Origin of the sequence: Anabaena sp. UHCC 0187 (assembly GCF_009712035.1) — a bacterium.
Lineage (GTDB): Bacteria > Cyanobacteriota > Cyanobacteriia > Cyanobacteriales > Nostocaceae > Dolichospermum.
The window spans coordinates 16,741-36,003 of the sequence record NZ_VILB01000011.1 but is presented as its reverse complement, the minus strand read 5'-3'; the positions used below and the strand labels follow the sequence as shown (position 1 = coordinate 36,003).

Sequence of the window (19,263 nt, the reverse complement as noted above, 5' to 3'; positions counted from 1 at the left end):
CATAGTCAAGGATTTGCTTTAATCTTTATTGTTGTGTTACGTTGCTGAAAAAACAAGTGTGCAAAATCACACTGCATTAGTGATTATTGCATAAAAAACTTGCTGTTACAAAAGATATCGAATAACCATAGGTTAGTTTTTATTAATTATTAATAGTTAATATGAAATAAAATGATGTGTGATAGCAGATTTTAATTGAGGAAATTTTCAACATGGCTTTTACATATTACTACACTGTCCGATTTCAAGATACTGATGCGGCTGGAGTCGTTTATTTCGCTAATATTTTCAGAATTTGTCATGAAGCTTATGAGGTTTCATTAGCAGCTTCTGGTATTAATCTTAAATCATTTTTTACTAATCCATCTGTGGCTTTTCCTATTGTTCATGCAAATGTAGATTTTTTTCTTCCTATGTATTGTGGTGACAATTTAGTGATTAGTTTGTTACCGGAAAAAATAGGTTCGGATAAGTTTGAAATTACCTATGAAATGACAGTAGATGAAGTAATGGTTGCTAAGGCAATTACTAGGCACGTTTGTATTGATGCCAGTAGTAAAAATAAGCAGGAATTACCAAATTATATGAATCATTGGTTAGAAACGAACCACAGAGACGCAGAGGGCGCAGAGAGAAGAAGATCGAGGGAGGAGGTTAGGTAATTAGTTAAGTAAGTGGGCGTTAAAAAATATAATATAAACCTCACCCCCCAACCCCCTTCCCTACCAGGGAAGGGGGAGTCAAAGCCTCTCCCCTAGCAGGGGAGAGGTTTGGAGAGAGGTTTTATATTTAATTGTGCCAAGCTACTTAGTTTTCAGAAAGTCTTCGGCGATTTTTTGGAGTTGTTGACGGTTGATTTTACCTTGGGTGTTACGGGGTAGGTTTGGTAGGGAAATCCAATGTTTGGGAATTTTGAATTGACTCAATTGATTTTTTATTTGGGTTTGAATTTCTCTGGGGGAGATATTTCTATCTTTGGGAATATAAATGGCTGTTAATGCTTGTCCCCAATGTTTATCAGTTATACCCATTACACAAACATCTATTACCATGTTTGTTTTTCTAATCGCTGATTCGATTTCTGTGGGGTAAACGTTTTCACCACCTGTAATGATTTTGTCACTGTTGCGGCCAATAATATGTAAGTAGCCGTAATTGTCTAAAAAACCAATATCATCAACTACAAAGTTATCTCTATTTTCCCACATTTGGGGATAATAACCCAAAGCTAAAGATTGACTTTGAATATTTATATTTCCCGGTGGATTATCAATAATGATTTTAGCATGGGGAAGAATTTTTCCACTATTAAATTTACCTTGTAAAAATTCATCAGGTTTAAGAGTTGCTATTTGAGAAGCGGTTTCTGTCATGCCATAGGTAGGTGCTAATCTAATTTGATGAAATCTCGCTTTTTCTAATAGTTCATCCCAAGCTGGCGCACCTCCTAACAGAACTGTAGAAAATTTTGATAGCCATTGAGTTAATTCGGGATTTTGCAGGATTTTTTGTAATTGGGTGGGAACTAAAGATATAAAAAAATTAGTCGGGTTAATATTGGGTATTTGAGAAATTTCTAATGTTTTAGATGAGGTAATTACTAATTTACCTCCTGTTGTGAAGGAACGCATAAATTGCATTAATCCACTCACATGATACAATGGCAATATACAAAATGAATTAACTACATTTATGGAAAAATATTCTGTAAATCCTTGCACAGAAGCCGTTAATGTTTCCCATGTATGAATGGCAAATTTAATCTTTCCTGATGAACCACCTGTAGGAATCATGATAGCATTAGTAATTGGTAATTCATAATTGATAATTGGTGATTTTAAAAAATTATGATCTATTCCTAAAACTATATCTGGTTGTACTAAATTAAAGACTTGTTCCCATTCGTTTTGACTCCAATCTGGGTTACAGAGAAAAACCGGACATTTAGCCGCACAAGCTGCAATAAAACTTCCTAAAAATCTGACTGGGGATCTTTCTGCAATGATGATTTTTGGATTTGATAACTGGGTTAATTTTAAATATAATTCTGTAGCTATTTGCGGTAATTCTTGGCTATGATTACAAATTAGCCAATCATAGTTTTGTAGATTTTCTAACAGGTTTTCCATAGACTTTCTAGCCAGTTTGATTCTTGTGGTTGAAAAAAGTGGTTAATTCCAAAACCAACAGCGCGGTTATTACTAGATAATTCTGCTGCTAATTGTAATGCAGCTTGTCTCCCAATTTCAGTTTCAAATACCGATGAAAATACAACATCAATTTGATGTTTTTTGCAAAACTCTTTTAACCGAAATGGTGAACCGACTATTCCCGGTTTAATCACAAAAATTCCTCGCCAACCTTTCTGAAAACATGATTCTAATTGCTGAAGATTGGCGATAGATTCATCTAAGGCTATTGTTGTAAAATATGAATTACTTAATTCTTGCATTTCTCTAAATTTATCTACAGGTAAAGGTTGTTCGATAAATTCAATTTTTGGTAAGAACTGATCACATTTTTGTAACCATAATTCAGCTTCTTGATAACTAAGTCCCCCATTAGCATCTAAACGTAACTTTGCTGAAGTTGGTAAACTGGAAATTAGTAAATCAAATATTTCTAATTCTTGATTTATATCATCAACAGCAATTTTCCATTTAAATGTTGTATATCCTTGTTCCCATAAATTACCCCATTGATTTAAAGCTAATTTCCCCGCTGATAATAAGCCGCTGTAGGTAAGATTAAAACTAGTACCTTTTCCCACAACCAAAGCAGATTCAAAAGCAAATTGACAAGCTGGTAAATTATCTGGAATCTCTAAAATTATCTCTTGAGTAATTGCTTTTGGAAGTTGACGACAAAAATCTAAAGCTTGTTTGATAGTTTCTGAACCAAACCAAGAAATAGGGGAAATTTCCCCCCAACTAACATTATTTTTTGCATCAATCAAGCGAATAATGATACATTCGCGGATTTCCCAAACCCCATGATTAGTAATAATGGGATTTGTAAATTTTTGACTAAAGTAACGAAAAGAAAATTGATAACCCATAAGGGACTTCCAAATAAAAAAACACTCAAACCCTCATTCCTCCGTGTCCTCTGTGCCTCTGTGGTTAGTTTATTCTATTTGCAAGAAGTCCCTTAACCAAAAATAAATCCTAAACCCAAAAATAAGCAACTCAAAAAATGAACATTGATAGCAATGAATTTAGAATTACTGACTTTATCTGGTTCGCTGTGATTTTCTAAAACGTGACGACATAATTTCACCGCAAAAGGTAAACTCAAGAAACTTAATAATGTCCAAATTGGGAAAATATTCAAAATCACAAATAGCAAAGTTAGAGGATAAATACTAGCAGTAAATCCCACTAAAACCTTTGCACCTGTTTGAGTTCCTAAACGCACAATAGGAGATTTCTTTCCTGCGGCTATGTCATCTGCAACTTGATGAAAATGAGAACAAAATAATACTAAACTGGTAACAATGCCCAAAATTACCGAAGCTGCTAAATTAGTCATAGACCAGGTTTGAGTTTGACTATAATAAGCCGCACTCATACCCAAAGGGCCAAAGGCAAAAAAGCAAAGAATTTCCCCTAAACCCTGATATCCTAGGCGAAAGGGGGGACCTTGGTAAGTGTAGCCTAAACCACAGCATAAGAGGATTATACCAATAACTGTGGGGTCTTTTTGCAAAATAGCGATCGCTATTATCCCCAACAAACCCAAACCTAAACACAGATTTCCTATCCAAAACATTAAAGTTCTGTTACCAGTTAAATTCACCAATGAATGATGTTTATTTTGATCAATTCCTGTTTCCGCATCAAATACATCATTACTAATATTTTCCCAAGCTAAAATTAAAATTGCTGCGCCAATAAACAAAGAAAATATTGTTATATTAAAAATCTTTACTTCCCTAAATGCTACCGCCGAACCTACCCAAATCGGCATAATAGCAACACTGTACATTGGCGGTTTAATAGCCGCCATCCATAGTTTAGCTTGAGGTGGTGAAATCTGAGTTGAAGTCATTAGTTGTGAGTTAGTTAAATTATCAGGACTTGAGTTATCAATTAAATTTTATAATTTTACAGTTTACCTTTAGTAAATTACCAAAAAATGTTAATTTTGTGATTATAGGTGAATATCCTGCCATAAAACCTGCCATCTTGCAGCCAAAACAGGATTAACCTCATAATCAAGCTAAGTTTATGCTGGTTAATGGTAACTGAATTATGTTACCTATAAAAATACCACCATGATTTATTACATTTTAGGAAGATAACTTAATAAAAATTAACTTATACATCCATGACAATTTCACCATGTCGCAGCCACACCTTTGTAGACTACAAATACCTCAATCAATTACTATTAGAGATTCAGGAAAATTGCCGCCGCAATAATTATAGTAAAATTGTGAGTATTCCCCTAGAGATTGGCTTGGTTGATCCTTTGCTAGTTTTTGATCAATTTAATCAGAAAAATACCATAAACTTTTATTTTGAAAATAAAAGTAATGGTGAAGCAATAGCAGCAATTGATACTTTAGATAAAATAGAAATTTCTGGTAAAGATAGATTTACAAAATCAGAAGAATTTATTAAAAATTGCCTGAAAAATATAATTCCTATCTCTCATAAAAATCAGACTTTTTCCCTACCTCGATTTTTTTGTACTTTTAGTTTTTTTGATCAGCACGAGAAAGCAGATTATCCATTTCCCTCGGCTACGGTTTTCTTACCTTGTTGGCAAATAGCTTTAAAAAATAATCGCTGCACATTAATAATGAATACAATTATTAATTCTACTGTCAGTATTACAAAAATATTAGATAATTTACAACGCCATTTAGAAATTATTAAATCTTTGAATCATCATCCTATAAATATTGATAAATTTCCTTTAAATCTATATAAAAGAATAACTAAAAATGGTGATAAATTCAAAACTTCTGTCTCATCAGTTTTAGAAATAATTCACGCTAATCATTTAAGAAAAATTGTTTTAGCTGATACCTTAGATGTCAGTGCTAATCATGATTTTAACCTATTACAATCTTTAAATAACCTGCGCCAATTACATCCTAATTGTTATATATTTTCTACCAGTAATGGCAAAGGACAAAACTTTATTGGTGCTAGTCCAGAACGATTAATTAGTATTTACAAACAACAATTAATTACTGATGCTTTGGCAGGTTCTGCACCCAGAGGAAAAACACCCATAGAAGATGCGGCAAATGCTAACAACTTAGTCAATAGTACCAAAGAAAAACACGAACATAAACTTGTTCTCGATTTTATTACTCAACATTTATCTCAACTAGGTTTATTACCCCAAGTTTTAGCCCCCAGACTGCGACAATTATCTAATATCCAGCATTTATGGACACCAATTAGCGCCGTAGTTCCCAATAATATTCACCCTTTACAAATCGTTGCTAAACTCCATCCTACTCCAGCAGTTGCCGGGGCTGCGAGAGATATTGCTTGTGCTGAAATTCGCCGTTATGAAAGTTTTGAAAGGGGTTTATATGCAGCCCCGTTAGGTTGGGTAGACGGAGAAGGAAATTGTGAATTTATTGTGGGAATTCGTTCGGCTTTAATTGATGGTAATTATGCCAGACTATATGCGGGTGCAGGTATTGTTGCTGGTTCAGATCCTCAAAAAGAATTTGCAGAAGTGCAACTTAAATTGCAAGCTTTATTAAAAGCATTGGTTTGAAGTGAGGACTGATGGATACTTATTAAAAGTTTAAGGACTCCTATTTTACTTTACTGCTAATTCAGGAAGAAAATTCATTTGTAATTGAGCGCGAATTTCACTAATTGGGACATTCCAAAACTGATCCCATTTCTTAGAGATTAATTTGACGGAAGTATGAGAACCTAAACTATAGCCACGTGCTATTTCCGTCATGACAACGTTGAGTTTAGTAGGTTGATAAAGACTAGTTAAAACCATGCCAAAACTTACTAACATGATACTAATAGGAGTGGGGTTTTGTGCTAAGACAAAAGCTTGTAAACCCAATTCACCCATCACATCAGTATCAAAGCCAGTGACTACATGATAAATATCATGGGTAGTTCTCCAAAGCATCTTCAAATAAGAAATATCATCAACAACAGCAACTTTCTTATAGAAATTAGGATCAAAGCCTCTAGCTTTCATTTCCTTGGCATAAATATAACCTAAAGTTCCTTCTGGAAGCTTGCTTAACTCATCTAAATTTATCGGTGCAGGTAGCCAACGTTCTGTAAATAAGGCGTTAATTTCTGGATTTTTTTTCAATTCATCTACAGTTAAATGTGCTATTTCTGTTTGATCAAGTGCATCTTCAAAATCAAATATTGGATCAGTTCCATCGTATTGGTTTTTTAATGCTCTTGATGCGATAAATTGAATGTAAGCTAAGAGTCCTTTGTCGTTGTTATAGGTAATAATATTATCCATGATAATTTTCAGTGAATAATGAAAGTATGTTTTCATTATTGGGGATAATAAAAGTATTTTTCATGTATCAAAGGAAGGATTATTGAAGAAGGAGTCAGGAGTCAGGAGTCAGAATCAATCGAAGATTTAGACCTGCGACTGATTAAAGACCACCAAATCTACGATTTGGTGGGGGTCTTAAACCCGGTTATTCATCCCCCACTCGCACAGAATTCTGTTCGATAAAAGTCACTCTCCTTCTTTCCTGTTCGCTGACCTCGTTCCCAGTCTCTGACTGGGAACGAGATTTTAATTGTTATTCCAAATCACGATGAGTAAATGATTTTGCATTTGCACCTGTGTAGGTTTTCACAATATGTCCGTTACCAGACATTTGATATTTATATGTGATTAAACCTTCTAAACCAACTGGTCCACGGGGTGGCATTTGTTGGGTACTAATTCCCACTTCTGCACCAAATCCATAACGGAAACCATCAGCAAACCGGGTAGAACAATTATGATAAACTCCCGCTGCATTGACTAAGCCTTGGAAAGTTTCTGCGGCTGTGATATCTTCAGTGATAATTGCTTCTGTGTGTCGAGAACCATAATCTTCAATATGGGATATTGCTGCATTTAAAGAATCAACAATTTTAATAGCTAAAATCAAATCGCTGTATTCTGTTTGCCAGTCTATTTCTGTGGCTGGGGCAATATTAGGTAAGATTTGTAAGGTGCGTTCATCACCTCTTAATTCTACATTTTGCGCTTGTAAAGCTGTGGCAACTTGGGGGAGAAATTCGGCAGCAATGCTACTATGAACTAGCAAAGTTTCAATGGCATTACAAGCAGCAGGATATTGAATTTTAGAATCTACAGTAATACTCACAGCTTTATCAATATCAGCGGCTTGATCTACATAAAGATGACAAATTCCATCAGCATGACCTAATACGGGAATGCGGGTATTGTCTTGGACAAATTTCACAAAAGCATTAGAACCTCTAGGAATAATTAAATCTACATATTTATCTAATTGCAAAAGTTCTAATATTTCTGATCTAGTGGTTAACAATTGCACCGCATCAGGATTAACTGCTGTGTGAGATAATCCTTGTTTAATGGCTTTAACTATAGCTGCACAAGAATTTAGGGCTTCTTTGCCACCTTTGAGAATGACACCGTTACCCGATTTAATTGCTAAAGAAACAATTTGAATTGCAGCTTCGGGACGGGCTTCAAAAATGATTCCTAGAACTCCCAAAGGACAGGTAATACGTTTGAGAATTAAACCTGTGTCAATTTCTCGATGAATTTGCACCTTACCAATAGGATCATCCAGTTTACCAACATCACGCACACCAGCGATCGCATCCCTTAATTTATGTTCATCCAAAAGCAACCGTTTATAAAGGGGTTTAGCAATTCCTGCGGCTGTTGCTGCTTGACAATCAGCCAGATTTGCTGCCAAAATATCATTCTTAGCCAATTCTAAAGCTTGAGAAATTGCTTCAATGGCTTGATTTTTTTCCTCAGTTGATAGCACAGCTAACTTAGTAGCAGCATGACGGGTTTGTTGAGCAATTTGAATTAAATCAGCACCAGTATTCATACACAAAAATAAAATTATGAAAGGATGAGTAATTAACTTTGAGAAAGTTGAGCTTTAGCCTGTTGCCACAGAGCATCTAATTCTTCTAAACTGTAATCTGCAAAAGGACGTTCAATCACATCCTCCATTTTTTGTAACCGTTGAATAAATCGCTGACTTGTCCCTTGTAAACCTTTACTGGGGTCAAGATTATGCCATCTCGCAACTTGAATAATTGCAAATAGTAAATCACCTAATTCTGATTCTTGTCTTTCTTTTGTTTCTTCAGCTAAAGCCTGTTGAAATTCCCCTAACTCTTCGTGAAATTTTCCCCAAACTTCATCAACATTGTTCCACTCAAAACCAACCTTAGCAGCTTTTTCAGATATCTTCATCGCTGCATTTATGGGGGGAAGACTGCGACGATAACGATGCAGTTTATCACTAAGTTTTTGCGCTTCTACAGTTTCTCCTTTTTCCGCAGCTTTGATGGTTTCCCAATTTTTGTGTACCTCATCTATGCTTTCCACCTTCACATCAGCAAATACATGAGGATGACGACGAATTAACTTTTGAGAAATGCCTTCAGCGATTTCTTGAAGAGAAAAATCATTAGCTTCCCTGGCAATTTGTGCTTGTAATACTACTTGTAATAATAAATCACCTAATTCTTCAGCGATCGCTTTTTTATCCCCAGTTTGAATCGCATCAACCACCTCATAAGCTTCCTCAATCACATAGGGAGTCAGGCTTTCCGGTGTTTGTGCCAAATCCCAAGGACAACCTTCAGGCGATCTTAATTTTGCCACCACATCAATTAATTCTTGTAACGCCAGCAAAGTTTGATTAACTTCCATATTTTTTACCGCTTTTTTGCACTGCGACGACTGGGGCTAACTTTACGTTTCTTAATTTTGCCACGGGGAAGTAAACCTTGAATACCCTGTTTTTGAAATCGCTTGTAACCAGAAACAGTCCAATCGCTGCAAGAATGACTCATTGCACCGAGTTCGCAACCGAGAAATAGAGCAAAAAATTCTCCATAATATATATAGATAGTTTTCCCCAAAGTCGCCCAGACTTCCCCCCAGTTCCAAGCCACATTTCCCAACTTGGTGAAAACCACCACAAGCACAATGGCCACCAACGCCAAAAAAGTCGTCAGATACACCACCCGTAACGTTGTGCCAATAATCGGACCGTGGGATAGAAAAGACCGATGCCGCAGACTTTTTTGATAAGGTAGCCAAATCCACCGCAGAAACCCCCAGCGCTGAAATTGACGGGAGTAAATATCCAAATCGGGGCCAAACATCAGCCCCCCAAACATAAACCCACCCGCCACCAGCAAAGTCATATTACTGCTGTGAGTGGAAACCAGCGTTATGCCCGCCACCACAGGCATAGACCAAATAGTAATGCGATCATGCGTTTGACCAGAGGGCATCGAAATTAAAAATATAAAATTAACAGTTAAATCCTGAGTCAGTATAGCTCAATACCGTTCCCATCAGCCTTTTCCATGCAGAAAAAAAATTTTCCCAAACCCCTTGCAAAATTTGGAAAGGCTATGCTATATTGATTAAGTGAAAGAAACGGGCGGTTAGCTCAGTTGGTAGAGCGCCTGCCTTACAAGCAGGATGTCATCAGTTCGAGTCTGGTACTGCCCATTTAAAAACGAAATTCTCTTTGCATAGCAGTTTACAACTAGTTTGTGAACTGCTAAAACATTTTTACCCCAATTTTCAATTATATTAATTTCCACTGTTGACGGGTTCGTAGCCTAGTACAGCACGGCGTAAATAAAACAACCATTCTCAATCGCCAAAAAGCTTACGCCATATTACTTTTGACTTTTGACTTTTGACTTCCGCCTTGCGGTACTAGTCCCGTTAGACGGTTGATCAGGTTTTCTTCGAGTTCTAGTTCAGATTGGATCATGTTACTCTAGTTGAGAATTTTATTGATGCCATCGAGAAAAACTTGAAAACTACGAGATTTGTTTTCAGTCAAGGATAAATAGGGCGCGATCATCCTAGAATGAGTACCGGGGTAATATTCTGGAACTAACTTTCTGAGTTCTTCTTTGGCGGAGTTGAGTTGATCGGGGTTACGAAACTTTGTTTTATTTTGTTGTTGACTCAAACTTTCGGGTTTTAGTCTGTATGCTTTTTCCACTGCAACTAAATCACCTAAAAACCAAGATTCTAGTTCATGACATATTATACGTATCAGTATATTTTTGTTCCCTGCATTTTGACAAATTTCTAAAAGTTCTGATTTGAGTTTTTTACAATCATGGGAATCTTGATCATGAACGATTATAAATTTTGTGTCGGGGTTAAACTTAAAGGCTTTGATCTTCTTAGGAATTGATTTAGTAAGATCCTGTTTGCCTTGATGGGGGATACAAATATAGCTAATATGTTCAGGAATTAATTTTGGAAGAATAGTCTCTAGTACAGTTTTCATAGAAGGTTCTTCTAGTAAAAAAATCAGGTTATAGCTCATCAGGGGGCGACTCCTTCAAACCAGCCTTGATTCCAGAGATATCCGGCTAAATCTCCTGCTTTCACTAAGTTATTCAGAGTTTCATTATCACTAGCTCGAAAAATTTTGGTAATTCCTTGTTCTTTTGTCAACCAGAAAATACTTTCTAGGGGAACAGCATTAAGAAAGTCGGGGGAGTGGGTAGACACAAAGACTTGTCCACCTCTGTGGGCATAACTGGCAAATTCTTCAGCAAGTTCGTGAAGCAAACTAGGATAAAGTTGGTTTTCGGGTTCTTCGACGCATAGTAAAGGATGGGGTTTAGGATCGAAGAGTAGAATTAAATAGGCAAACATTTTCATTGTGCCATCAGAAACATAGCGATCAATGAAGGGGTCTTTAAAAGCTTGGTCTTGAAATTTGAGAATTAGTCTACCGTCTTCTGTTTCTTGTGCTTCTACTTTAGAAATACCGGGAACTCTTTCTTTCATTTTGTTGAGAATAGCTTGAAAAATGTCAGAATGGTTTTGATAAATATATTGAGCAACCACTGCCATATTATCACCTGTAGGAGTGAGGTGTTCGGCATAGGATACATCTTTGCTACCTCTGGCATCGCTGATATGGAAGTCGGAAACGTGCCAATTTTCAATTAGTGAACGAAAGGCACTAGCAGCTTTGAAGCGTTGAAATTGCCCCAATCCTTTAATTGCTAAGATATCGCTAGATTCGAGTTGTTGTTCTTCGCGTTCTAATTCTTCGTCAGTTTGTTCAAAATTTTCTTCATTGGTGATCGCATAACCTTTACCTTTCTGGAAGTCGAGAAAGTGATAGGGAGAACCGTATTCGCCGCGTTTGTACCGGAGAATTTCTCTTTTAACTAAGGGTCGTCTTTCTTCTTGTCCAACAATTAAAATATAAGTAACGAGGCGCTCTGTCTCCAGAATTTTCATGCGGAATTTTAGTTCTATTTCGATATCTTCTTGTTCTTTGCCTCTGGTGACGACTTGATTAAATCCACCCCGGATCTGAAGGGCTTGACGAATGTTATTTTTTAGGGCATCGCGGAGAAAGCCAAAAATATCGAATAGGGTAGATTTACCTGTACCATTAGCGCCGATGATGACGCAAAAGGTGGGAATTTCTGTGATTTCTAGAAATTCAAAGGCTCGATAATTTTTAATTTTTATAGAAACAATTTTCATAACTAAATCTACCTTAAAAAGCAAGAATACTACTTTTTTGCTGCTATTTATAGAGTTTGGACATTGGGTAATGCTTTTATTCTATTGCCAATTCTCTGGTTCAAGGCTTAAACCACGATAAACTTGTTCCATGGGGAAACTAAGATTGATGCTTTTTAGTTCAATGGTGTCACCTTCTCCATAGTTAATAATCATCCATTGTCCCGCATCATTTTTGTGATACAAATCTATTTCCATCGCAGTGGAACTAACCAATAGGTAATCTTTCAAAATTGGGTTATTTTGATACATTCTGAACTTGCCGCCTCTGTCGTAGGCTTCGGTAGTTTTTGAGAGAACTTCAACAATTAAGCAGGGGTAGGTAATATATTGGGTTGTGGTTTTATCGCGATCGTCGCAGGCAACGCTGACATCGGGATAGGTGTAGTTATTTGTACCAACAATATTAACTCTCAGGTCTGAGTTACCTATTATGCAACTACTAGCGTCTAAATGGGTATCAACCATAGTCGTAAATCGAATTGCAATGCGGCTATGATTAACGCTACCGCCAGTCATAGCGTAAACTTGACCGTCGATCAGTTCGTGTTTTTCTAGTTGCTGTTCTTCCCAAGTGAAATACTCTTCTGGGGTGAGGTAGGCGGCGTTGTCTTTGGCTGCGATCATGGTTCGTTACCTCCTACGGTTTGCAGTTGCTTAGGGTCAGTTTGGCTCTGGGTTAGTTGATTTGATTTTAGCCCACTTAAACGTCGAAGCTGATCTCGAAAATAACATCTAATTTCAGATAAGCAAGGACTATCCATAGCATCAACTATTTTTTTGTCAAGTTCTATTGACAGTTTGTAACAATCTTGTTATATTAGTTTACATAAAGTAACAAACCAAAGAAAAAAAATTATGTATACCACCACTGACGAAAAAGGCATTCTTAACAACTACGCCAAAGAACCCAAACTTTACTACGCAGAATTTCCTACAAAAGCTCAACAAAGCAGCTATGCTTTTCAAGGTGTAGTAGCAATATTATTTTTAACTTCTATAGTTCTAATTACCTTGGGGGTTAGCTAAAATTTTCAGCTTCGGTATTTGTATCTAATCGTCATTTAAAATTTCTCCTAATCAACCCTGGTCAGTTTCGCCAGGGTTTTTTATTGCTCTACTTTGATTTTATTCGCTAATTTTTTGAGGAATGAGATAAATGATTCCCGAAACAATTGTCAATATTACAGATACCCAAAAGGTAATTAAAACCGGAGTTTGCCAAGTTGGTGATAACGGGGCAATTAGGAGAGATATGGCAATGATTTGACTAACTGTTTTCAGTTTACCCCAAATATTTGCCCCGGTGATGGTGGTTTGATTAACTCGCCAACCTGCGATCGCTAATTCCCGTGCTAAAATTATAAACACTGCCCAAGCTGGAATTTTTCCTAATTCTACTAATACTAATAATGGTGCAAGTACCAATAATTTATCTACTAAAGGATCAAGAAACTTACCTAACTCGCTAATTTGGTTCAGTTTTCTGGCTAAATATCCATCTAACCAATCAGTTAACGCTGCAATTAAAAATATAGTTAAACATATCCATTTTGCTTGATTTGTGGGATTGTATAAACCGTAAAGTAAAAAAGGTATTCCCAGTAATCGAGAAAAAGTAATCCAATTAGGTAGAGTCATCACAATTTAAAATTAAAAATCAAAGATAATTATATAACCGTATGCAATTGAATGAGGAACAAAATTTATATTGGGAAAGGGAATGAGTAATTTTCCAAATCCCTTCTCTCTTCTCTCTTCTTCCTTCTTCCTTCTTCCTTCCTTCTTTCTGACTCCTGACTCCTGACTCCTCTATTACAAATCTTTGATTATTTTCACCGCAGAAATTCCTGTTAATATTGCCACCAATAACCAGGTAAAAGCTAATCCTACAACTTCCCCTAAAAATAAATTAGTATTTCTGTGCAAAAATAAGCCTACAGTTGAACCAATCGGTATAGCTATCATCCAAATTGCTATATTCACAAATATCCATTTCCATGCTGAGGAAAATGATGGAGGAATAGCTAACCACCATTGTGACATCCCAATTAATAAACCACCAACAGCACCAACAATAATCCCGGTAAAAAGTCGCGTGGGTAGAAACGTAGAAATAGTCACAGTCCAACCCAAAACACCAATCCCAATTCCGGCAATAATTACCCAAGGAAAAAGGGTAGATAATACCCACTTTACAGGAGAAATGGTTTTTCTGAGGATATAACTTTGGGGAATAGCGATGGCTAAACTACCCATAGCGGCTTCTAAAACATCCATATCCGGTTTTTCACTAATTTCAATCATTAATAAACTAGATAAAAAACCCACTAAAGTAGCAAAAACCCATTTAATTGTAAAGTTTAGAATTCTATATTTAGTTTTAACAGGTAATAATTGCATTATAATTTCTTTAATTTTAATGGTCTAAGGGCTTGAGTATTAAACATCTTTAAAAAAGCCCGACGACGCTGATAAGGTGATTCAGGAGTAATATAACCCCATAAACTTTCCCAATAGAAAAAAGAGAAACCAGAAAGCTTTTGATTACGAACTATTTTTATCTGTTCCTTAACTGTGTCAATATCCACAGGTTTTAATAAAGTTCCTGTTGATATGCCAATAGCTACGGGAATTTTTCTCATAGCTAATTTTACCGCAGGTTTAGATATTTCGGTAATAAAAGAAGTTTTTTCACTACGATATACCTGTAAAATCAACTCATCTATCAAATCTTTTTTCACCCAAGTTTCCCAATCTTGTAAATAGTATTTATAAGCAAAATATTGTGAATTTGGAGAAAGAGATACTTTTGCATAGGGTTTAATTGCCTTGACAGACTTAGAAATACTGTCCATAAATTCAGTAATTTTATTAGCCCTCCAACGCATCCATTCTGGATCAAAAGGATTACTCGGCGGTTTTTCCCCCTTGTGTTCTTTTTGATAAAGTTGCACAGTAAAATTATCATAACCAAACTGTACAGGCATTCCAAAATGATCATCAACTTGAATACCATCTATATTATAATTTTTGACAACTTCTAAAATTAAACCGCGGATAAAATTCTGGACTTGAGGATGCAAAGGATTTAACCAAGCTTGTTTATAAACCCCATTGATCATATCTTCTTGTAAATTTTCAGATATAGATTCTACACCCTTTTGCCCAATAGTTAACCAATCTGGATGTAGTTTAGCCAAAGCAGAATCAGGGGGAGTCATTAACCCATATTCAAACCAAGGAATTATTGTCAAATTTTTACTTCTAGCTAATTTTACTAACTTGGCTAAAAAATCATTTTTTCTATGGATTAAATTTAGCAAAGGCTGACTATCTAAACCTGTAACTTTTTTCGCTAAAGGACTTTTATAAAAAGTGTAACCTCGATTCCAAACTACCGGATAAATAGTATTAAAATTCAGTGCTGCTAATTGATTTATAGCCCTGTCAATTCCCCAAGGCATATAAAATACACCACTGGCAACATTAGTCAGCCAAACACCACGAATTTCTGTAGTTACAGACAGAGAATTTGAATTTTGAGTATAACCAGAATTTGCAGAAATTGGAAATATTGTTAAACTGATTACAAATCCCAAACACAAAAAATATCCAAAAAACTGCCGTAGTACAGAATTCATTTTTAAAATAAGTCTAGATTGCTAATATCCATATAACTACAAAATGTAATTGTATTATCGGGATTAGATAAAGATATAATTTTTTTATAAAATAGTAGAAAAGTATTTATACGCCTATAATAATCATAAATGATCCGTAAGTTGCCATGGAAAATTGTCGTTATGACAAGGTAACAGGTAAGAAAATCCTGGACAGATCATGTCTCTATGAGGTTTTTAAATTAGTCAGATGTAATTTTTACCCAATGTCTACTGGGTAATGCTATAGAGTAATATCACAATTGCAAAATTTTTGTGACCTATTTTGGCAGATTGAAGAATGAAATCCAACTTATAGGAAGTTTTCGTGAATTTCCTTCTTCAAATCATCACATACGTGCAAGCGCGGCTACCTTAGTCAGTTTATCTTTTTGTAGTCCTGCTAATTCATTAATATCCAACCAGCCTTCCTTAACTAAACCAGCAAAAACAAAGATAAGAACTGAATATCTGTAGTCATACTTGCCGTCTATTTCATGTCTCCTAGCACTTAGGAAATCGTGCAACTGCCACATATCACGAAGCTCTACAATTGTACTTGCTCTTTGCCGAACTTCCTCGAGCAAAGCATTAATTTCTCGCTGATATGCTCTATCAAAAGCCTCTTTAGCTACCTTCTTCTCAACTTCAGACCAATCAACCTCTGTCACCTGGATTACCCTTTACGAACTACTTGAAAATACTAAGCGCCCTTTACCCAAGAGCGCTTACACCATTACTGTTTATCTAAACCAAATATTGCTCTAGCGAACCAAATTTAAAAGTTCTTTAGGAGATGCCAACAAATCAATTGCGACAAAGAAAATTTTGCCTTCAGGATTTATCAAAAACCGCCAAGCCATATTCATGCCTACAGCAGCACCAAACCAAGGAGTTTGAACTTTACCAGTTACTTTTACTTGAGTATAACCATCTTCAGCGGGTTCAGAAACTCCACGTTCTGGAATTAATTTGAGATTCTGACATTCTTCATTAAAAAAGCGAAATACAGCATCTCTACCCACAATGGGCTTTTGGAAAGGAGGTTGCAACGCACCGTCAGCAGCAAACAACTGAATCAGCGTGCCAAAGTCATTGGCGTTCAAGTTGTTCATGTAGCTTAATACGGTTGTATTACTAATGCCTTCAATCTTCACCTGAGTCCGCTGTGATATATCCTTAGGAACAACAACAGGTTCAGCAACTCTGCTGTAATCACCCAATTTGCTTAAATCAAATCCCATGTCAACTACAGCACTGCGTAATACCGTAATTTGTTGACCTTGATCCAGTTCTCTAACCGCTTGTAAAACGGCTTCGGCGTTAGCAGAAAGCTGATAACCCTCTGGAATTGGAGCAACGATAGCCTGATCCATCCATATCCCAAGTTGATACCAAAATCCCAGCTTGATATTCGCAGACCAAGCAGCATAAGTACGGCAAATCGGTGTATCAGAATGGTTTGCTAAGTCACACATAACCTGTGTTTGCTCAGGAAAACTCATTTGCCGAATTTGATTTAAAGTTGCTTCTGCAAACTGCATACTAGCAGCACCAGGAGCCGCAACTGTAATTGTTTTACCCATTTCAAGATAAGCGAACCAAGTCCATGCCAGTTGATCTTCGGCACTGAGTTGATTAAATCTGGCGATTGTGGCTGGAACCGCATCAGCAGATAATGTGTTAGGAAAAATATTCCGAGCGGAATCAATCGTAATTGCCATAGTAGATACCTAGTCTCGCTAAACTTTTTTTAAACGGGCAAAGTAAAAAGGTGGAACTATATATAAATAGTTGTCATCTCTTAACAAAGATTATCACAAAACTTTACAAATTTTAATAATTTTTCTTATATGTATTATATTTGCGTCTTCACTTAAAAGTATAAGTGTCTAATATTACCATTGTTAATCAATGTTTTTAACCCGCGCAGGCGGGTTTTACCTATATAGCCGTAATTTTTAGTCGCCAAAGCAAGTAATAAATTAGACCATTAAAACATCCTCTTAGAATCTTTCTACACCTGGGAATTGTTGAATAGATACTTTCGCAGCTTCTCCACAAGTGCGGGGGGTGGGGAAAATCTTCCCAGGATTTGCTAAACCTTGAGGATTAAATACCTGTCTTACCCATTGCATTGTTTCTAAATCAGCTTCACTAAACATATCTGGCATATAACATTTTTTATCAGCGCCAATACCATGTTCACCGGAAATACTACCACCTACTCTTACACATAGTTTGAGAATTTCTCCTCCCAATTCTTCTACTTTTTCTAATTCCCCATGTACAGAATTATTAAATAAAATTAGTGGGTGTAAATTCCCATCTCCAGCATGAAAAACATTAGCAATGGGATAACCATATTCATTGCTTAATCTTTCAATTTCTTGAAGGACATAAGGTAATTGAGTCCGAGGAATTACCCCATCTTGCACATAATAATCAGGGCTGATATGTCCCGCAGCCGCAAAAGCCGCTTTTCTACCTTTCCATAATTTTAATCTCGTTTCTGGGTCACTGGCACTGGTAACATTTCGCGCCCCATTCTTTTTACAAATTTCTATTACTCGCTGTTTATTTGCAGAAACTTCAACTTCTAAACCATCAATTTCTACTAATAAAATCGCTGTGGCATCACGGGGATAACAATTAGTGGCAACAACATCTTCTACAGCGTTAATACTAATGTTATCCATCATTTCCATGCCACCGGGAATAATTCCGGCACTGATAATATCAGAAACAGTGGCAGCAGCAGCATCTACGCTGGTAAAATCTGCTAATAATACACAAATTGATTCGGCACTTTTGAGAATTTTTAAAGTGATTTCTGTGGCAATTCCTAATGTTCCTTCTGAACCCACAAATACACCTGTTAAATCATAACCTGGGGTTTCAGGAAGTTGTCCACCAACATCAACAATTGCACCATCTGGAAGGACAAGTTTTAAACCTAAAACATGATTAGTAGTGACACCATATTTTAAACAATGAACTCCCCCAGAATTTTCGGCAATATTGCCACCAATGGAACAAATAATTTGACTGGAGGGGTCAGGGGCAAAGTAAAAACCAGCGCCGCTAACTGCTTGTGTCACCCAACTATTAATTACTCCTGGTTGCACCACAGCCCGCTGATTTTCTAAGTCAATACTGAGGATTTTTCTCATTAGGGAGGTGACAATTAAAACAGAATTTTCCGATGGTAAAGCCCCACCAGATAAACCTGTTCCTGAACCCCTAGCAATGAAGGGAACGGAGAATTGATTGCAAATTTTGACAATTTCTGATACTTGTTCTGTAGTGCGGGGTAATACTGCGACGGGAGGACGTTGTTTATAGCTGGTTAAACCATCACATTCATAAGTCAGGAGTTCTTCTTTACGTTGAACTACGCCTTTTTCACCGAGAACAGCGACAAATTTTTTGATGATAGGCTTCCAGTTTATGGTTTGAGTTTTGGGAGATTCTTGGGTAAGCATAGAGTTTTTTTATTGTTGGAATAGTAGAATATTGATTTAAGTTTTTGTTATTTTATCACATAAAAGATTTTTTTAATTCTTCTCTTGCTTTTCTATGACTTTTCCAGCCAGCCCTAATTAAGACTTTTTAGATAAAACTGATAATAACCAACTAATAAAATAGATTAATTACGATTAATAAACCTCAGACCAAATTTGCTGTTCTGGTAAACTGTAAACAAACTTCATCAAAAAGTAGAACACAAATATGGGAACATCAGGAAGAACTGCACCGATGAGAATAGCCAGACTGGCTTGGTTGCGTAGTTATACATTATTTTTGAGGCATATAA

General features: G+C 36.3%; 19 protein-coding genes and 1 tRNA gene. 4 read left to right on the top strand and 16 right to left on the bottom strand.

The genetic code is table 11. The features are described from left to right. Positions 1–212 precede the first annotated feature (212 nt). On the top strand, positions 213–662 hold the full coding sequence (locus FJR11_RS09260; protein WP_168503410.1) for a thioesterase family protein: 450 nt from the start codon (positions 213–215) through the stop codon (positions 660–662). Between the two features lie 141 nt (positions 663–803). Here FJR11_RS09260 and FJR11_RS09255 read toward each other — a convergent pair whose 3' ends face one another. From FJR11_RS09255 to menA, 3 genes are all read right to left on the bottom strand, one after another. Continuing rightward, positions 804–2,129, bottom strand: coding sequence for a 2-succinylbenzoate--CoA ligase (locus tag FJR11_RS09255; protein WP_168503409.1), 1,326 nt, complete (start codon positions 2,127–2,129; stop codon positions 804–806). Further along, positions 2,114–3,058: an o-succinylbenzoate synthase gene (locus tag FJR11_RS09250; protein WP_168503408.1), complete on the bottom strand. Its 945-nt coding sequence runs from the start codon at positions 3,056–3,058 to the stop codon at positions 2,114–2,116. The genes FJR11_RS09255 and FJR11_RS09250 overlap by 16 nt, the downstream gene beginning before the upstream one ends. Before the next feature lie 92 nt (positions 3,059–3,150). Next, entirely contained in the window at positions 3,151–4,050 is a 900-nt protein-coding gene (gene menA / locus FJR11_RS09245; RefSeq protein ID WP_168503407.1) for a 2-carboxy-1,4-naphthoquinone phytyltransferase, read from the bottom strand. Positions 4,051–4,329: 279 nt separating this feature from the next. Here menA and FJR11_RS09240 point away from each other — a divergent pair, with 279 nt between their 5' ends. Beyond that, positions 4,330–5,745, top strand: coding sequence for an isochorismate synthase MenF (locus tag FJR11_RS09240; RefSeq protein WP_168503406.1), 1,416 nt, complete (start codon positions 4,330–4,332; stop codon positions 5,743–5,745). A gap of 45 nt (positions 5,746–5,790) precedes the next feature. Here FJR11_RS09240 and FJR11_RS09235 read toward each other — a convergent pair whose 3' ends face one another. From FJR11_RS09235 to FJR11_RS09220, 4 genes are all read right to left on the bottom strand, one after another. After that, positions 5,791–6,477, bottom strand: coding sequence for a Coq4 family protein (locus tag FJR11_RS09235; protein ID WP_168503405.1), 687 nt, complete (start codon positions 6,475–6,477; stop codon positions 5,791–5,793). Positions 6,478–6,772: 295 nt separating this feature from the next. Next, positions 6,773–8,071 (bottom strand): glutamate-5-semialdehyde dehydrogenase, encoded by a 1,299-nt coding sequence (locus FJR11_RS09230; RefSeq protein ID WP_168503404.1) that lies wholly within the window; start codon positions 8,069–8,071, stop codon positions 6,773–6,775. A 32-nt stretch (positions 8,072–8,103) separates the two neighbouring features. Then, positions 8,104–8,907 (bottom strand): nucleoside triphosphate pyrophosphohydrolase, encoded by an 804-nt coding sequence (gene mazG / locus FJR11_RS09225; RefSeq protein WP_168503403.1) that lies wholly within the window; start codon positions 8,905–8,907, stop codon positions 8,104–8,106. Between the two features lie 5 nt (positions 8,908–8,912). Next, positions 8,913–9,497, bottom strand: a complete 585-nt coding sequence (locus FJR11_RS09220; RefSeq protein WP_168503402.1) for a metal-binding protein — start codon at positions 9,495–9,497, stop codon at positions 8,913–8,915. 150 nt (positions 9,498–9,647) lie between these two features. On the opposite strand from FJR11_RS09220, the gene FJR11_RS09215 reads away from it, so the two are divergent. After that, positions 9,648–9,720 (top strand) — tRNA-Val (locus FJR11_RS09215). Between the two features lie 277 nt (positions 9,721–9,997). On the opposite strand, the gene FJR11_RS09210 is transcribed toward FJR11_RS09215, so the two are convergent. From FJR11_RS09210 to FJR11_RS09200, 3 genes are all read right to left on the bottom strand, one after another. Then, positions 9,998–10,522: a DUF4276 family protein gene (locus tag FJR11_RS09210; RefSeq protein WP_254444726.1), complete on the bottom strand. Its 525-nt coding sequence runs from the start codon at positions 10,520–10,522 to the stop codon at positions 9,998–10,000. Positions 10,523–10,560: 38 nt separating this feature from the next. Beyond that, positions 10,561–11,745, bottom strand: a complete 1,185-nt coding sequence (locus tag FJR11_RS09205) for an AAA family ATPase (RefSeq protein ID WP_168503400.1) — start codon at positions 11,743–11,745, stop codon at positions 10,561–10,563. Positions 11,746–11,826: 81 nt separating this feature from the next. After that, positions 11,827–12,411, bottom strand: a complete 585-nt coding sequence (locus FJR11_RS09200) for a Uma2 family endonuclease (RefSeq protein WP_168503399.1) — start codon at positions 12,409–12,411, stop codon at positions 11,827–11,829. Between the two features lie 231 nt (positions 12,412–12,642). Here FJR11_RS09200 and psb34 point away from each other — a divergent pair, with 231 nt between their 5' ends. Beyond that, positions 12,643–12,813, top strand: coding sequence for a photosystem II assembly protein Psb34 (gene psb34, locus FJR11_RS09195; RefSeq protein WP_168503398.1), 171 nt, complete (start codon positions 12,643–12,645; stop codon positions 12,811–12,813). A gap of 99 nt (positions 12,814–12,912) precedes the next feature. On the opposite strand, the gene pgsA is transcribed toward psb34, so the two are convergent. The 6 genes from pgsA to glcD form a co-directional block, all read right to left on the bottom strand. Beyond that, positions 12,913–13,425: a CDP-diacylglycerol--glycerol-3-phosphate 3-phosphatidyltransferase gene (gene pgsA / locus FJR11_RS09190; protein ID WP_168503397.1), complete on the bottom strand. Its 513-nt coding sequence runs from the start codon at positions 13,423–13,425 to the stop codon at positions 12,913–12,915. Between the two features lie 174 nt (positions 13,426–13,599). Beyond that, complete coding sequence (locus FJR11_RS09185) at positions 13,600–14,187, bottom strand: hypothetical protein (RefSeq protein WP_168503396.1); 588 nt, start codon at positions 14,185–14,187, stop codon at positions 13,600–13,602. Next, positions 14,187–15,428 (bottom strand): glycoside hydrolase family 10 protein, encoded by a 1,242-nt coding sequence (locus tag FJR11_RS09180; protein WP_168503395.1) that lies wholly within the window; start codon positions 15,426–15,428, stop codon positions 14,187–14,189. Before FJR11_RS09180 ends, FJR11_RS09185 begins: the two co-directional genes overlap by 1 nt. A gap of 368 nt (positions 15,429–15,796) precedes the next feature. Further along, positions 15,797–16,123: a hypothetical protein gene (locus FJR11_RS09175; RefSeq protein WP_168504151.1), complete on the bottom strand. Its 327-nt coding sequence runs from the start codon at positions 16,121–16,123 to the stop codon at positions 15,797–15,799. 87 nt (positions 16,124–16,210) lie between these two features. After that, positions 16,211–17,170 (bottom strand): orange carotenoid-binding protein, encoded by a 960-nt coding sequence (locus tag FJR11_RS09170; protein ID WP_168503394.1) that lies wholly within the window; start codon positions 17,168–17,170, stop codon positions 16,211–16,213. A gap of 282 nt (positions 17,171–17,452) precedes the next feature. Beyond that, positions 17,453–18,931, bottom strand: a complete 1,479-nt coding sequence (gene glcD / locus FJR11_RS09165) for a glycolate oxidase subunit GlcD (protein WP_168503393.1) — start codon at positions 18,929–18,931, stop codon at positions 17,453–17,455. Positions 18,932–19,263 lie beyond the last annotated feature (332 nt).

Excerpts from the sequence above, each read along its gene's own strand:
- FJR11_RS09200 (WP_168503399.1), bottom strand. The coding sequence starts at position 12,411 with ATGATCGCAGCCAAAGACAACGCCGCCTACCTCACCCCAGAAGAGTAT.
- FJR11_RS09205 (WP_168503400.1), bottom strand. The coding sequence starts at position 11,745 with ATGAAAATTGTTTCTATAAAAATTAAAAATTATCGAGCCTTTGAATTT.
- FJR11_RS09180 (WP_168503395.1), bottom strand. The coding sequence starts at position 15,428 with ATGAATTCTGTACTACGGCAGTTTTTTGGATATTTTTTGTGTTTGGGA.
- FJR11_RS09185 (WP_168503396.1), bottom strand. The coding sequence starts at position 14,187 with ATGCAATTATTACCTGTTAAAACTAAATATAGAATTCTAAACTTTACA.
- pgsA (WP_168503397.1), bottom strand. The coding sequence starts at position 13,425 with ATGACTCTACCTAATTGGATTACTTTTTCTCGATTACTGGGAATACCT.
- FJR11_RS09170 (WP_168503394.1), bottom strand. The coding sequence starts at position 17,170 with ATGGCAATTACGATTGATTCCGCTCGGAATATTTTTCCTAACACATTA.
- FJR11_RS09210 (WP_254444726.1), bottom strand. The coding sequence starts at position 10,522 with ATGAAAACTGTACTAGAGACTATTCTTCCAAAATTAATTCCTGAACAT.
- FJR11_RS09240 (WP_168503406.1), top strand. The coding sequence starts at position 4,330 with ATGACAATTTCACCATGTCGCAGCCACACCTTTGTAGACTACAAATAC.
- FJR11_RS09230 (WP_168503404.1), bottom strand. The coding sequence starts at position 8,071 with ATGAATACTGGTGCTGATTTAATTCAAATTGCTCAACAAACCCGTCAT.
- FJR11_RS09250 (WP_168503408.1), bottom strand. The coding sequence starts at position 3,058 with ATGGGTTATCAATTTTCTTTTCGTTACTTTAGTCAAAAATTTACAAAT.
- mazG (WP_168503403.1), bottom strand. The coding sequence starts at position 8,907 with ATGGAAGTTAATCAAACTTTGCTGGCGTTACAAGAATTAATTGATGTG.
- psb34 (WP_168503398.1), top strand. The coding sequence starts at position 12,643 with ATGTATACCACCACTGACGAAAAAGGCATTCTTAACAACTACGCCAAA.
- FJR11_RS09220 (WP_168503402.1), bottom strand. The coding sequence starts at position 9,497 with ATGCCCTCTGGTCAAACGCATGATCGCATTACTATTTGGTCTATGCCT.
- FJR11_RS09235 (WP_168503405.1), bottom strand. The coding sequence starts at position 6,477 with ATGGATAATATTATTACCTATAACAACGACAAAGGACTCTTAGCTTAC.
- menA (WP_168503407.1), bottom strand. The coding sequence starts at position 4,050 with ATGACTTCAACTCAGATTTCACCACCTCAAGCTAAACTATGGATGGCG.
- FJR11_RS09260 (WP_168503410.1), top strand. The coding sequence starts at position 213 with ATGGCTTTTACATATTACTACACTGTCCGATTTCAAGATACTGATGCG.
- FJR11_RS09255 (WP_168503409.1), bottom strand. The coding sequence starts at position 2,129 with ATGGAAAACCTGTTAGAAAATCTACAAAACTATGATTGGCTAATTTGT.
- glcD (WP_168503393.1), bottom strand. The coding sequence starts at position 18,931 with ATGCTTACCCAAGAATCTCCCAAAACTCAAACCATAAACTGGAAGCCT.